General features: G+C 67.6%; 4 protein-coding genes. 2 read left to right on the forward strand and 2 right to left on the reverse strand.

Annotated elements, in window-relative coordinates; translation table 11 throughout:
- Positions 1-135 precede the first annotated feature (135 nt).
- Entirely contained in the window at positions 136-1,842 is a 1,707-nt protein-coding gene (locus SACE_RS12695; protein ID WP_009950497.1) for a methyltransferase, read from the forward strand.
- Between the two features lie 1,239 nt (positions 1,843-3,081).
- Here the strand turns inward: SACE_RS12695 and istB are convergent.
- The gene (istB, locus tag SACE_RS12700) at positions 3,082-3,888 is read right to left on the reverse strand and encodes an IS21-like element helper ATPase IstB (protein ID WP_009950495.1); all 807 of its coding nucleotides are present in this window, start codon (positions 3,886-3,888) and stop codon (positions 3,082-3,084) included.
- A complete protein-coding gene (gene istA / locus SACE_RS12705; RefSeq protein ID WP_044547340.1) occupies positions 3,888-5,135 on the reverse strand; it encodes an IS21 family transposase in 1,248 nt (415 codons plus the stop codon). The genes istB and istA overlap by 1 nt, the downstream gene beginning before the upstream one ends.
- A gap of 365 nt (positions 5,136-5,500) precedes the next feature.
- On the opposite strand from istA, the gene SACE_RS36370 reads away from it, so the two are divergent.
- Positions 5,501-15,481 carry a helix-turn-helix domain-containing protein gene (locus SACE_RS36370; RefSeq protein WP_143538130.1) on the forward strand — a complete coding sequence of 3,327 codons (9,981 nt, stop codon included), beginning with the start codon at positions 5,501-5,503 and terminating at the stop codon, positions 15,479-15,481.
- Positions 15,482-15,886 lie beyond the last annotated feature (405 nt).

Here is a 15,886-nt window from a genome sequence, read left to right on the forward strand (position 1 = left end):
CGGCGGTCGGTGACCACCAAGCGATGTCATCGAAAGATTTCCCGTAAGCCCGCGGACCGGCGGTCAACGCCGCATCGTGCCCGAACCAACTCGAATCGAGGGTCAGCGTTGCTGGAAAGCCAAGACCAACAGCGATTGAAGATCGCGATCGGGCAGGCGCAACAACTCGTCGGCCGCGACTCGTTGGTGCACGTGGCCGGCGAGTTCGCCAACGAGGAGGACGTTCACGAACTGGCATCGGAAGCGGCCTTCAACCACGTCGCGACACTGGTGTTTCCGGACAGCGTCGACGATGTGCGGAGCTTCCTGGCCGAATCGGGTTTCGACACCAGTGCGACGGTCGCCAGCACTGTTGTGCGCAACCGCCTGGCTCGCCGCTACGGCGTGCCCGAGGAGTCCCTGGAAGTCTCCATCATCCTCGCGTCGTCCCGGTCCGACGCGCAGGTGGGGGTCGAGGTTTTCGCCGTTCCCCGTTCGTGCGCGGAGCGTGCCGCGCCTGGCATGGTCGCCGACGAGCGCGCGCATGACTGGGAATCGCACCTGGCATGGGTGCTTACCGGGGATCCCGAAAGAGCGCGGAGAATATGCACGGAAAAAATGGCGATGGTTCCCGACGGCGGTGGCTACAACCCACACCAGGACGTCGAGTCGGGCGGCCGGTCGGTGCTCTACTTCCGTGCGCCTGTCCGGGAGGGGCTTCCCGCGCGTTTCGAGCTGACCTGCGCCGGACACTACCCCGACGTGCTCGCCGCACACATCCGCAGCGGTGCGGAGGCGCCAGGCGCACCCACCAAGCTGCTGTCGATCCTGGCCGGCCACTGGGCTGCCAGAGCGGTTCACGTGGCCGTGGAGATCGGACTCTGCGACGTGCTGGGGCAAGGACCGCTGACGGCTGGGGACGTGGCGCAGCAGACGGACTGCGACCCTGCCGCGGTCGACCGGTTGCTCCGCTACCTCACGCACCTGGGTGTGGTCAGACGTCTTGGCGAGAACAAGTACTCCAACACCCCGCTGGGCGCGCTGCTGAGAGCGGACAGCCCGTTCAGCGACCTGACCCGCATGTACGGTGGCGAGTTCTATGACGCTTGGCGCGAGTTCGCCTCCGCGGTGCGCACCGGGCATACCGCGTTCAGCCACAAGTACGGTGTCGAGCACTTCGACTACTTCGCAGAGCGTCCCACGACGGCACGCACGTTCGATCGCTCGATGCAGGCGGTCACGAACCTGGTTGCCGACGAGCTCTCCCGGACGTTCCCGTTCCCGGCAGGCGCGATGGTGGTCGACATCGGTGGGGGAAACGGCACGCTGTTGCGCGCGATCCTGCGCGAGAACCCGGAAGTGTCCGGGATCTTGTTCGACCGTGAGCACGTCTCGTGCAACGCTGTGGCCGAACACGAAGATGCGTCCTACCGCAGCCGTTTCAGCTCGGTGGCCGGTGACTTCTTCGCCGAGGTGCCCGGCAGCGGAGACATCTACCTGTTGTCGCGAGTACTGCACGACTGGAACGACGAGGACTGCGTCCGCATCCTGGCGGCCTGCCGACGTGCCTGCGGGGCGGGCGCCGAACTGCTGGTGCTCGAACGTCTCCTGCCCGATGCCGAAACCGGCGCGCCGGACATCTCACTCACCGCGCCCTGGGACATGCAGATGCTCGCCATCACCGGCGGCAGGGAACGAACCAGGTCCGAGTACGGGACGCTGCTGACGAAGGCGGGCTTCCGGCTTGATGAGGTCAGACCGCTGCCGGTGGACATGAACGTGCTGGTGGCAGTACCCGCTGCGGCAGGGCCGGATGGTCAACCAGGCAGCGGTGTTCCGAGTCCGGGGTTTCGAGCGCGGTGAAGCGGAATGGGGCGGTCCGGAGGAACTCGAAGCGGCTGCAGTACTTGGAGCAGGGCGCGAGCCAGGCGATTGCGGACGCGCACACCCTCGCTGCCGAGTCGACACGGCACACCCACGGGCAGCGTCGACTGATTTTACGGTCTCCAGTGATCCCGTGATCCTGAGGAGGGCGGGCCAGCGGTCCTGGCGGCTGCCTGGCGCCGCTCACAACGCGCTGCCATGCCGGAGATCACCCTGCCGAGTCCTCGCTCTCGAACCGGTGCCCGCCAACATCGAGAAAGCAATGGCTTCAGGCACGATCGCGTGCACGGCGGCGGCAGGATCGGCGGCCGGAGGGTAGCCGCGCCGCGCGGTGGCGACCCGCGAATACTCTCGCTCAACTGGTCGGCCGGGGCGGTGAAGGGGATCCGTAACCGCGTGAGGCGTCTCGCGGACGCCTGGGCGCCCGCGCTGCGCTGTGGTCACGTTTATCGCGACGCCGTCCAGGTCGACGAGGGCCGGCCGAGGCGGACCGGTGCCTGTTTGCTGGTGTGTGTCCGTTGCCGGAGGCGCCCGCGAAGCCGAGCGGTTTCGTGACTACGCCGGGGCTGACGAAGTTCTCGATCGTGGCAGGCTTCGCGCGGTACTGGGTGCGGGAGCCGACGGCGGTTGGGGACACTCCACATGGGAGGTCCTGGCCCAACGGCGATCGGCGGGCAGGCTACCGGCCGGCCGCCGAGAAGCCGGGAGCCGGAGCCGGCGTTCAAGCTCGCCGACTGATCATCGGCTGGGTAGCGGTAGTGCTTGCTCCATGTCAGCCCAGACGTCGTCGACATGCTCGACGGCAGTGCACGGACGGGCAGATGTGATAGGGCAAATCGTCATCCTTCGACCTGGATTCGCAGGTTGGCCTGCCGTGGAGCTGTACGGTCGCTGCCAGGCTTGGCTGGATCCGGTGGGCAGGTTGTACGTGGCATTGCAGCCGGGCGAGCGCACGGATCCTCCTCCGTGAGGGCGCTGGAGCATGTCGGAGGAAATCCAGGTTAACGGGCTGGGAAGCGGCCGAGGCGATGAGCGATGTGGAACTACCGCGTTTGCTGCGTGCTTCTGCGTCCGAAGACGGTGTAAAAGTGGCAGACGGCTCGAACGCCGCGCAGATTCGGTCTCTGTTCGTCGGCCCGGATGTGTTCCGTGTCAACGGCGGCCGAATGTGGACCCGGCTGCGGCGGCTGAGAATGGACCCACCCTGGTTGTTGATGTTTAGTCGTTGGTGTTGGTGGCCGCGGGGACGCGACCGAGGTCTTGGCGGTCTTTGAGGCGGTAGCTGTCTCCTTTCAGGGAGATGACTTCGGCGTGGTGCACGAGGCGGTCGATCATGGCCGCGGCGACGACGTCGTCGCCGAAGACCTCGCCCCAGCGGCCGAAGGGTTTGTTGCTGGTGACGATCAGGCTGGCTCTCTCGTAGCGGGAGGAGACCAGTTGGAAGAACAGGTTCGCGGCTTCGGCTTCGAAGGGGATGTAGCCGACCTCGTCGATGATCAGCAAGGGGATCCGGCCGAGTTTGACCAGCTCCTGCTGGAGCCGTCCGGCGTGGCTGGCCTCAGCCAGCCGGGCGACCCACTCGGCGGCGGTGGCAAACGAGACGCGGTGTCCGGCCTGGCAGGCCCGGATCCCGAGTCCGATGGACAGGTGGGTCTTGCCGGTGCCGGGAGGACCGAGGAAGACCACGTTGTCCTTGCCCGCGATGAAGTCCAGTGTTCCGAGATGCGTAATCGTGTCGCGTTTCAGGGAGCGTTGGTGGTCGAAGTCGAACTCCTCGAGGGACTTCCTGCTCGGGAATCGGGCGGTGCGGATGCGTCCCTCGCCGCCGTGGGATTCGCGGGCGGCGACCTCGCGTTGCAGACAGGCGGCCAGGAACTCCTCGTGGGACCAGTCCTCGGCCCGTGCGCGTTCGGCCAGCCGTTCGACTGCTGCGGCCAGCGATGGTGCTTTCAATGCTCGGGCGAGGTAGGCGATCTCGGAAGCCACGTTGCGACTGTTGCTGCTGGTGGTGGGTTTGCCGGCCATCACGCCACCCCTTGGCCCTCGGCGGTGGCGGCTGTGTCGAGGCCGAGTGCGCGGTCGTAGTCGGCCAGCTCGCGGTGCTCGACGGGTGTGTCGACCGGACGCAGGCTGGCCCGGCGGACTTGCTGACGCAGCCTGGCCGCGGCGGTGGCGTGGTCGGAGTCGGTGATGCTCTGGTGCGCCGCCCAACACCGGTCATGGCGGGCGACCAAGCGGCCCTGACAGGCCACGGTCACCGTGTCGAGATCGCCGGTGATCTCGACGCGGTGACCGATCGCCGACGGGTGCACCGAGTAGTCGTTGGCGCCCAACCGGATGTAGTGATCGCGCGGCAGCCGGATACCGGCATGCCAACCCACCACCGGGGCCACTGGCGGCAAGGTCAACATGGCTTGCCGGTCGTGCTCCCACCGGTCGGTCGGCTTGCATCCCAGGACGCGATGGTGACGCTGGTTGGCCCGCCTCAGCCAACCGGCCAGCTGCGCGTTGAAGTCAGCCGGTCCGGTGAAGCTGCGGCCAGGTAGAAACGAGGTCTCCAGATAACCATTGACCCGCTCCACCAGCCCCTTGGCCTCGGGATCAGCCGGTCGGCATTGGATCACCGCGATCCCAAGAGTCCCGCGAAACGCGTTCATCGCCTCGGTCAGCACCGGCCGCCCGGCCTTGCGGAACCCGACCGCGGACTCGTTGTCCCACACCAGCGTCTTGGGCACCCGCCCCCAACCCGACAGCAACGCCCAATGCCCAGCCAGCAGATCCGGGCCCTGCCGCGACGGGATCAACCTCGCGGCGATCACCCGGGAATACCCCGACACCATCACCAGCACCGGCGGACGCCCCACCTGCCCGAACCCCAGCGGGATATCGACCGGCGGGAACCACAAGTCGCATTGAGCCAGCTCACCGGGCTGATACACCGTCCGCGACACCGGATCAGGCGGCAGGAACAACGGCCGCAACTCCCGCACCCGGTCCTTGAGCACCGTCAGACCCCGCTGCCAGCCGATCCTCTCGGCGATCACCGGCACCGGCATCGTCGGCCACTCCGCCAGCAACGCCCGAACCTGCGGCTCCACCGCATCCACGACCGAGCCCTTCGACGGCCGCTGATACCGCGGCGGCCCCTCCGAAGCCAACGCCCGCCGCACCGTGTTCCGCCCGACACCCAGCTTCCGGACGATCGCCCGAATCGGCATGCCCTCACACCGATGCAACCGACGGATCTCTGCCCAGTCCTCCACGCTGATCACTCCCTACTTGTCAGGGAGTGGGTCCGATTTCGCCCGCCCACACCGGGTCAGGATTCACCCGTCCGCGACATTCCGGCTCTCGGCAGAGCCGAGGGCCGCGATCTGTGCGATCGGGGCTTGCCGGGAGACCCCGCGAGGCCCTTCTGCGCGTCGGGTGAGGTTCGGGCCGTGTGTCCTGCTTTTCGAGGTCGCACCTCGGTAGCAACGGTTCTTTGTACGGGGATTGCTCGTATGCGGGTCACGTGCCCAGTAGTTGAGGCCGGCCGGATGCTGCTGATTCACGTGCGGTGGGTGGCGTGGTGTGCGGGGCGTTTGTTGTCCGGACTGGACCGGTTGGCGGTCTCTGGTTTCGATTCGTGGAATGGGTGAGTTACGTGGTGGTTGGTTCGATTATGGTGCCGGGGGAGGTGAGGCGGCTTTTTTTGGTGTTGACGGGTGAGGATATGACGGATGCGGATGAGGGTGTGTTGTTTGCGGTGGCGGAGTTGTTGGAGGCGGGTGCGGTGGGGGTGGCGGAGGTTTCTCCGGTGTTGCGGGAGTTGGTGGGGCGGGTGCGGCGGGTGTTTTCGGGGAAGGCGGCGGATCGGTTTGCGGAGCGGTTGGAGGGGTTTGTGCCGTTGTTGGAGCGGGGTGGGGCGGCGTTGTCGGAGGTGGCGGTGAAGGTTCGGGAGTTGGCGTTGCAGGTGCAGTATTTGAAGTTGATGACGGTGTATGGGTTGGTGTTGTTGTTGGCGGAGATTGCGTGGGCGTTTGCGATGGCGGGGGTGACGGGGGGTGGGTCGATGGCGTGGTTGGCGGGGCGGTTTGCGGTGATGCGGTTGTTGTTGCGGTCGTGGTGGGGTGAGTTGTTTGTGCGGTTGGCGATGGCGCAGGTGGCGGGTATTGGGGTGCAGTTGGTGCTGGATCCGGCGGTGCAGGGGACGCAGATCGCGATGGGGACGCGGAAGCCGGGGGAGTGGGATGAGAAGGCGACGGTGGATGCGGTGGGTGTGGGGGCGATGAGTGGGTTGTTTGCGTTGCCGATGTCGGCGTTGGGGAATGTGGTGGGGAATGTGGTGTCGGGGGTGTTGGTGCGGGGGTTGGGTGATGCGGTGGATGGGGAGGTGTTGGCGGCGGCGGCGAGGCACGCGGTGGCCGAGCATGCCCAGAAGTATCCGATTTCGGCGATGGCGCGTTTTGCTGACGCGGTGGGGGAGAGTTTGCGGGATTATGGGGGGATGTCGTTGGGGGGGATGTGGGCTGCGCGGGTGGGGTCGGGGTTGGGGGAGGCAATTGGTGAGGGGTTGACGGAGATGTTCGGGGAGGCGGCGTATGGGGCGGTGACGGGGGATGGGGAGTTTAATCCGTTTTCGTTGACGGCGGGGTTGTCGGAGGGTGTGGGGTCGTGGGTGGGTGAGGTTGTGGGGTTGTGGTGGCGGGGGTTGTTGGTGCCGGGTGGGGGGAGTCCGTATGTGGAGTCGGGTTCTGGCTCGGATTCGGGTTCGGATTCGGCGCCGTTGGTGGAAAAGCCGTCCGATTTCGATGATGAGGCGGGTGGTGATTCCGGGTATGACTCGGGGTATGAGTCGGGCGGTGATTCGGATGGGGAGTCGGTGTTTGCGGATGGGGGTTCTGGTTCGGGTTCGGGGGTGGAGGTGTCGGGTCCGTTGGGCGGGGGTGCGGGCTGGTCGACCGGCCCCGGCCCCGCTGCGGGTGTGGGTGGGGGTGTGCCGGTCGGGGTCGATCGCGGCAGTGTGTCGGTGCCGGAGGGTGCGGGCTCGGGTGTGGGGGAGTCGGTCTCGGCCGGTGGTGGTGTTTCCGGTCCGGGTGGCTCGTCGACCGCGGGCGCGGTGGCTGGGGGCTTGGCTGGGGGCTTGGCTGGGGGGTCGGAGACGTCAGGGGCTGGGTCGGAGAGTGCGGTCGCGGGTGCGGCCCCGGTGGTCGGCGGCGGAGTGTCCGCGGCCGCGCAGCCGGGTCCCGGGACGGGCCCGGTCGAGTCGAGCGGTGGTCCGGGTGTCGCGCCGGTTGGTGGTGTGACGGGTGCCGGTCCGGTTTCGCAGGGCTCGGTTTCGCAGGGCTCGGTGTCTTCTGGCACCGGCCCGGCGCCGGGCGGTGCTGCTGGCGGGGAGTACGGCCGCGGCGGCTCGGCGACTGGTGCCGGGGCGGTGCCGGCATCGTCGGTGGATGGTGGCCCGGTTGTGTCTTCTGCGGGTTCGCGCACCGGTGGGGTGGTGGATCCCGCGACCAATGCTGGTGAGGTGTGGGCTGGGGATGTGGAGGGGGTGCGGTCGCAGACTCCGCCGCCGCCCTATACCGAGTTTGACACCGGGGCTTCTTCCGACCCGGATGTGAGTGTGCCGCCGCCCGCTTATAGCGAGACCGAGTCCGGAACGGTCCACGGCGGACAAGATGGGTCTGGTGTGGACTCGGCCGTGGGTGCCGGCGATGGCTCTGGGGCACAAACGTCGGTGCCGGGTGCGGTTCCCGTTGGTGGCGCGGCTGCGGTGGGGTCGGGTGCGGCGTCGTCGTTGGCGGGGTTGCCGTCGGGGGTGGCCGAGGGGGCGCGGGTCGTGCGGGTGCCGGAGCCCACCACCGGTGCGGGCACGGAGGGTGTGTCGGCGGAGCAGGTGCGGGCCCAGCTCGGCACGGGCGTGCCCTCGGCCGGTGGGCCGGTGGTGGTGGCGTCGCAGGCGGCCTCTGGTGGCGGTGTGGTGATGTCGCCGGAGCAGGCCACGGCGCTGGCGCGGGACCTGAAAAGCGACGTGGTGGTGCTGGCGCCGGGGCGGGGGCGTCGAGGGCCTCGCTGGATGCGGTTTTCGGCCAATGGTGGGCGTCCGAAGCCCGCGGCCGACGGCTTGGCGGTGCGCCCGTCCAAGCCGGACACCTCACCGACCGCCACACGCACGGATCTGGGCTCGCTGACGCACGCCTCGACCCGCGCTCCGGAGACAGCCAAGACCCCCACACCTACGCCGACGGGCCCGGAGACGGTGACGGCGACCGCGGACGGCTCGACCGGTCACACGCCCACGACGATGGCAGTCGGCGCGCCCGGGGATCTCGCTCGTCCGGCCGGCCGGGAGTCCACTGCGGACCGTCGGGGGGCCGGTGCATCGAGGAAGCCGGTCACGGCCCGGGGGCACGGGCGCTCGGTGACGCTTGATGAGGGCCGGTTCCCGAAGGATGAGTCGGCGTTGACGGTGTTCGCCGCGGGCTCGGCGCGGGGGAGGTGGATCGAGGGGCGGCTGCTGTCCGGGGAGGCGCTGGATGCCGCGCTGGCGGCGAGGCGTGGTGGTGGGGACCGGCGGCCGTTGCGGTTGGTCGCGTGTGATTCGGCGGTTGGTGGCTGGGAATCGGATGCGGGGCGGGCGGCCGTCAGGAGTGGGTTGCCGGTGCTGGGTGTGCGGGGTTGGGTGTGGCAGGCCAAGCGTGGGGGCCGGTATCCGGAGGGGATGGCCAGTGCCCCGGTGGTGGATGGCAGTGGGCGTCCGGTGTTGCCGCCCAACGGCGGTTATGTGTTGTTCGTGCCCGGCAAGCCGGAACCGTATGACCTGGGTTCCTATGTTCCGGTGAGTCTCGGTGAGGTGGTCGCCGCGGTCGATGCCGGTGACATGGCACGGCTTGACGAGCTCATCGCCAACGCTGAGGCCACCGCCATCACCGCGGGCGCGGTGGGCCGTATGTCGACGACCGGTGACACCCACGCCGCGGAGGTCTACAGCGGCGCCGACACCGACTGGGCCCACTGGGCCGACACCGACACATCCCACACTGCGACCGGGGAACAGACCTTGGCGCAGCAACGCGTTGTGCTCGGAGCGACGTTGAAACGTCTCCGACTCGCCAAGTACAAGAAACAAGGTTCCGTTCAGGGGGTCAGTAGGAATCTTGCTTCCGGCATCGAGACTGGTAGGGCATTCCCGAGCGCTGAGGAGCTCGAAAGGCTGCTTGATGCTTACGGGGCAAAGCGTGAGGATCGAAGGAAACTCTTAGAGAGCCGTGACGGGATGGAGGAGGCTCTCAAGCGTGCTGATCTGGGATCAACGCTGAAGATGCTGCGGGGCTTGACGGCGAAAATTGACGTAGAAAAAGCGACCGGTGTTTTCATTTCGACTCTGCGGGATATCGAAAATGATCGAATTGTTCCAAGTTGGAGTCAGCTGGATGCGCTGCTGAATTATTACAATGTTCCGGAAGCGGAGAAGAACAGCATCAAAGCTCTCCGCGATGCGGTTGGGCCGGATCATGTGAGTCCGCTGCGGCGTCGGCGCGAGGCCAGGGAAGTCGGTGCGCTCGGGACGGTGATGGGTGGTGTCCACGGTAGCGAGGACGCCAGTTCCAGCGGTGGGGACGCCCTGCGCGGGGGCGACGCTGCAGGTGCGATGGATCTCGTGTCCGCTCAGGAGGGGGCGCGGCTGGGTGATGGTGGTCGGGATGCGGTGTCCGAGTGGAGCAGGGCTCGCGGTGTGGAGTGGGCGCGGTTGGTGGCTGAGTGGGCCGCTTTGGTGGATCAGTTGCGTGGGCTTTTTGCGGTTGTTCCGGATGGTGTGGTGGCTGCCGGGATGCGGGAGGGCTTCGAGGCGTGGGTGGCGTCGGTGGAGTCTGCTTTGTGGCTGGGGCCGGTGGCGCTGGAAGTGTTGCGTGGTCATGTGGGTCTTGCGCTGCGGTCGTTGCGGGCGCTGTGGAGCGCAGCGTGGGGTCCGGCCGGGGGTGTGTCGGGTGTGGGTGTGGTGCCGTTGGTGGATTCGCGGCGTGGCGGTGGGTTTGTGGGTGTGGCGCTGTTGAGTGTGGGTGAGGGACAGGTGGTGGCGGATGCGGTATGGAGAGGTGCTGCGGGGGTGTTCGGTCCGCGGTCGTTTGTGTTGGTGGCGCATGGCTCGGCTGGGGGATTTGCGGGGCCGGGTGGGATGTTGGATGCGGCTGATGTCGCGAGGGTGATGTTCGATCACCAGGTTGGGAGGTTCGGCCGGGCGGCTGTGGTGGCGTGTGCTCCGGGGGAGGCGGGGTTGCGTGGTGTGTGGATGGCGTTGCGGGAAAGTGGTTTCCGGGGTTCGGTGGAGGGTACGGAGCGGGATCACTTTGTGGTGTTCGAGTCCGGGGCGATCACGGTGGAGCGTGGGTCTGGGGCGGTGTGGCCGGCCAACGACGGTGAGGTAGTGACCTGGGACGAGCACGGTCCAATCGTCCGTAGGCTTCCGTCGCCGATGACACCGCCCAGCGGGGCGAGTGTCACCCTCGCCGACGAGCACACTTCGGCACCACTGACCAGCGGGTCGGAAAACCGGCGGGAGCCTCGTCGAGCATGGCCTGACGCTCTGGATCCCCGGGAAGGCGGACGCTCACCCAGAGGCGAACTGGAAAGTGAGCATTCCGCGGACGCCGGCGGGCGACGGCCCGCACACGGACGGCCCGACACGGGCACGGAGACTCCACCAGGCGGGCGACCGTCCGTTCAGAATGCCGAGTTGCTGGAGTCGAGTAGCAGGCAGGGCGACGCGGAGATCGATATTCCCGAAAACTCCGTTTCTGACGACGGCCCGTTGTACCCGGTGCCCGACGAGCGGCCCGCCGCGGCAGAGGCCTCGCTCGACCTGAGTGCGCCGGACACCGGGCCAGTCACCGAGCGGACGCGCCAGGTCCGGGTGTTGTTGCCGCACAACGTCGTCCGGGCGGAGAACGTCGACGGCGAAGGGATCCGGCGGGACGCGCGCAAGGCGCTGGAGCGGGCCGGGGTGCCCGGGAAGAGCATCGAGCGTGTGCTGCACGGGCTGTCCGACGCCTTGCTCAAGGAGCAGGAGAATTTCACCGCGCTCAACGGCGAGGGGCTGACCGTGAGCGTCGGCCGTGGCGCGGAGGCGGTGGAGATCATCGTGCACGCCAGGATCGGCGACGACACGATCTCCGGCACCGTCCCGGAGACGGTGGCCCAGAAGCCCCCGAAGCCGGGCAAAAAAGGTAAGAAGTCCAAAGAGAACAAGATCGAGAACGCTAAGGGCGGCTACGGCAAGGTCAAGCACGAGGCGTCGTCCCCCGGCCGTCGAGACGACGGGTTGAGCCACCGCGCCAGTATCCCCGTGCCGCTGCTGTCCGGTGCGTACGTGCAGACCGCGATCAACATCAAGGGGCTCACGCCGCAATCGTCCTGGAAGGTCACCGAGAGCTCGGAACTTCAACACGGCACATCGGTCGAGCCGCCTGGTGCTCGCACCAGCAGCTCGCACGACCTGACGCACACCGCTACCGTGCTGCGAACCGGCCAGGATCCCGTGCAGGTAAGCGGGCAGAGCGCCGGGGCGGCGACCGTGAGCACCCCGAACGCCCTGCACGGCCTGCGGCGCACGAACACCGCCGAGCTCGATGACGCGTCCGCGCAAGAGCTCGAGAACTGGCTCAACAACGAACCCTCCGCGAGCCCCGGCGAGTCGTCCTACCTGCGCGGCGACCGGGCGTTGTTCGACGGGGCCAAGGAGCTCGTCGACCGGCACCCGGACTGGGCGGGGAAGGCCGACGAGATCGGTTCCCCGCTGCGCAACACCCTGCGGGCCGTGGTCAGCGGCGCCAACCTCAGCAAGCGGGGCCCAGAGGTGCTGGCCGGAGGTAGAATCACCAACGATTTGAAGATCCAGGACGCGGCCGGGAAGACCCGTACTGCCACCATGGAGCTCGCGGTCCTCCAAGGCGAGCTGTATGCCCTGCGCACCGACTCGGAAACTCCGTCCGGTGACGCGAAGTTCACCACCAAGTCCGGACGCAAGGACGGCCGTTCGCTGAAGGCCACCGAGAAACAGCCGGTGGGCTTCGGCGGCCGGTTGCGGTTCACCAAGAACCTTTACGACGACGACGCCAACCTGCTCGACTTGCGTTTGGCTGGGCAGTTCAAGCGGATCTCGAAGGAGGAGCACGAGGAGACACTCGGTGAGGACCTGCACACCGAGCTCGTGTGGGAGCACCAGGGCGAGCTGCACGGCACCGCCGCGGACCTGGTCTACGTCCTAACGATCAAGTTCGACGATGGCAGGGTTTGGAAAACCTTGCTCGAGGTCGCGGCTGGCCTCACCAAGTGGCGTGTGCGAGCCCCGGGCACGACGGACTCCGTTCCGGCCGAGGCAGCGCGGCTGGATGCGAAGCCGTTCCCGCCGCAGAAGGTCCTCGGCGCGTCCGAAACCCGCTTCCCCAACGTGGACCGGGTCAAGGAGGCACTGCGCGAGATGCTGCCCACAGGGGTGCTGCAGCGCGAGGGTACGACCGCCGAAGAGCACATGGCCGACAACGAGACGAAGCTCAACACCCTCGTGTCCGACCGCGGGTTCGGCAACCACCCCGCGAGCCTCAACGGACCGGGCCTGCCGATGGTTTTCACCCGCGCCACCTACGCCAATACCTCTCGCCCGGACGACTTCGTCGGCGCGGTTGTCCAGGTCGTTCCGCGCGGCACCCAGCCGGGCGAAAGCTATGGCACCTTCGACTCGGTCCCAGCGGAGGCCAGGGGTGCCGGTGGAAACGTACCGGGCGCCGAGCTGAAGGGCGAGCTGACCACCAGCAGGAAAGTCGAGCACAGCAGCTCGATCAAGACCGGTCTGACCGCCGGTGGCGGTGGTGGTTTTCGTGGGAAGGTCGATGCGCTGGGGCCCGTGGGGGCGGCGGACTTCAACGTCCAGCGCGCCGACAAGTACGGCACTGCCGAGTCAAGTCTGGACACCTCTTCAGGGGTCGGGCGCGGCCAGGGGTGGCAGTCCTCGAATATCGGGGAGCACCACGCCCATGTCGACTATCTGATTACCGTGTTCGACAACGACGGTGTGTTCGGCCAGCGGATCATCGAAGGCGGTCCGGCGACCACTTTCGCCGGTGGTGCGCTTCCCATCGGAGACCGCTCGGCGGGCGCGGGAGGTGCCGGCCCGAACGCCACCGGTCGGACCAGCACCGGTTCGAGGACTACCGACGGGAGCAGCATTGGAACTCGCGATTCGGACGCGGACGCCGCGGCCGCCTCCTTCCGCGAAGTCGAGCACGACACACCGCGTCGGCCGGAAGGCTGGACGCCCGCCGCGTTGCCCGACTGCTACGTGGTGTACGGCCTGGACCTGCCTGTCGTCCGCGGCCACGAGCTCACCACCCGGCTGCTCGGCGACTTCGGAAACAACAACGTCATCGCCGCGCACCAAGTGCATTGCTTCTCCAGTCCTGAAGAGATCGCCGCCAACTTCGACAGCGTTGCCACCGGCACCTACGAGAGCGTGGTGTACCGCTTCGGCAAAGGCTGGGTCATGCCCCTCGAGGAGAGGCTCGGCGACATCAAGCAGCACACGGTGTTGAGCAACGGCCGCGCGATCGGGCTACTGCAGAACGTCGAGCTGAACCAGATCAGCAAGGTCAGCGGCGCCACTGGACACGGCACCTCCGACTTCAGCGGCGGAGGCTGGAGCCAGCGCGTCCGCCTGGGCGGACAGGACATCCTCGACATCGTCAGGGTCCTGCCGATGGGCAGCCACGCGAACACCCCGTCGGCATCGGAAGGAAGGTCGGTCAGCCAGGAGTTCGAGCACACCACGACCATCACCTATAAGGGACCCGTGTACTTGGTCGCCTACGACAGCAGCACGCTGCTCACCGGCAGCGAGTCCGAACACGGCGCGAACCCGCTGTTCAGGAAGTCCTGGGGGACACGTCACCTCGAAGCGCACAAAAAGAACTCGGTACTGCTGTTGGTGCCCGCCGCCGAGGCCATCCGGCGTGCACTGGTACCGGACGCGGAGGCCGCCCCTGCCACCGGCGACGGCCCAACCTACGAGCCGACGGCGCTTGTCGACAGCGGGCACACCTCGGTCACCGTCCGGCCCGAAGTCACCGAGCATCTGCTCGAGTCGATCAAGGAGCTGCTCAGCAACGTCCCGCAGACGGACGTGCCGCGCACCGTCACACAGCAGTTCGCCGACTTGCTCACCGAGCTCGCGCTCGGACCGGCTGAAAAGCGCGCTAGCCGGGACGTGTTCCGCCAGAGCGTCCGCGATGTCGCCCCGCGCGGCATGCAAGCGCTGCTGAGCGACTTGCGCGGACCGGGCAAGCAGTGGTCCACCACGATTTCCGGGCCGCTCGGCACGATCGACGTCACGCTGAACCTGAAGGGCCGCGAAAGCCGCGGCCGGTTCGACGGAGTCGAAGCAGGATGGAGCGAAAAGCACGAGATCAAGACGGCCTCCGCGCGCACCGTCACCACGAAGAGCGGGCAGCAGCGCAGGTTCCGGCCGATGGTCGGTGTGCAGGAGGCGGGCCACGACTCGCAAAGGACGCTTCTCGAACAGAACTCCTATGCCCGGAAGTTGTCCACGAAGGTCGTCGAGACCAGCAGCGAGGAGAACACCCGGACCTACTCGTTCAAGAGCGACTTCGCGACGTTCGTGCACGACCTGGACCTCGAACTGACGCTGATCAAAACCGCGCACGCCAACCGCGCACCTCGGACCCTGACCGGTGGCCTCGCCGACCGGGCGGCCCCGATGAGCCCACAGACCGAACCGCACAAGATGTCGTTGCCCGGTGCGGTGCGCAGGCGCGTGCCCATCGGGGAGCTCGGCCGCTCCGAGCACCAGCCGGGGCGGATTGACGCGCTGCCCGACATGAGTCACGCGACGGCGAACTCCGACGAGGTGCACAAGGCTCTCCTCAAGCGTTTCCTCCTCCCCCCGGTCGAGCGGACCGCGGCCATCGCGCCGCCGGTGCCGCTCAAGGCGACCTGGACTCGGCACGCCATCGTGATCGGAACGACCACCAGCGCGCTTTCGGCGCACCTGCCGAAGGCGATGGGCGAAAGCGGCTACCTGCTCGGCGGGCTCGACCACGACAGCCACGCCGATGACGACACATCGCATCCGTTGAAGTCGCTGGTTTTCCACGTGTATCTGGAAGACGCACACGTCACGCCGACCGGAGACTCGGCGGGCCTGACGAGCAAGGGCTCCACGACCAAGAGCATCAAGGAGAAGCACGAGAAGGACCTGGAACTCAAGACCGCCGTCCGGACGCCGGTGGACGACCTGGAAGATCCCAGACTCGTCACGCGCACCACCGGCGCGACCTTCCGGCAGACCCCGCAGGCCACCATGGGCGGCCCGGAGTACTCCAGGGCGCAGACCTCGGACGTGGAGGTGAAGTTCAAGGCCCCCAAGCCGGAGCAGAAGTCCCGTGGCGAGACCTACCTGGTCAGCGCAATGGCGAACTGGACGATCACGCCGAGCCACCGGGGTGACGCACCCGACGGCTGGAACGAGCCGCTGCACGCCCGCGACAAGGTCTTCGTGCACACCGACGAGATCGGTCTGCTCATTATGGGGCTGCGGCCCCCGCACCCTGCGGAGGCCGAACCGTAGATTACGGCGTTTGCTGGCTCCGGTGCCGCCGATGGCGTCCGCGGCGCTCAAGACTCCGAGCCTTCCGCCAGCGGTTTGCCGTCGCGTGCGGAGGGGACGGAGGTCGCGGAGCGGTCGGTTGTGCGGGCTGCGCGCGCTGCTGCTTGGGGAGACTGATCTTCCGCGTGAGGCGGGGGCTGCTTCGGAGGAAGGGAATTCCGGGTCGTCGGGTAGTGGGTAGCCAGACGGCCGGCATCGGAGGCGTCGGGCATGGCCGTCCGCTGTGGATCCTCAAACTGGTGGGCGTGCGCTGGTGACCGGGTTGAAGCGTGAGCATTCCGCGGAAACGTTGGGGCAGCGGTCGGTGCGCGGGCGGCGGACACCGGTACCGACGAGCCGGTTGCTTCTGCCGGGCCTGCGGGGCCC

The sequence above is a fragment of the Saccharopolyspora erythraea NRRL 2338 genome, from assembly GCF_000062885.1.
Lineage (GTDB): Bacteria > Actinomycetota > Actinomycetes > Mycobacteriales > Pseudonocardiaceae > Saccharopolyspora_D > Saccharopolyspora_D erythraea.

Coding starts and splice junctions, on each gene's coding strand:
- istB (WP_009950495.1), bottom strand. CDS start 3,888: ATGGCCGGCAAACCCACCACCAGCAGCAACAGTCGCAACGTGGCTTCC.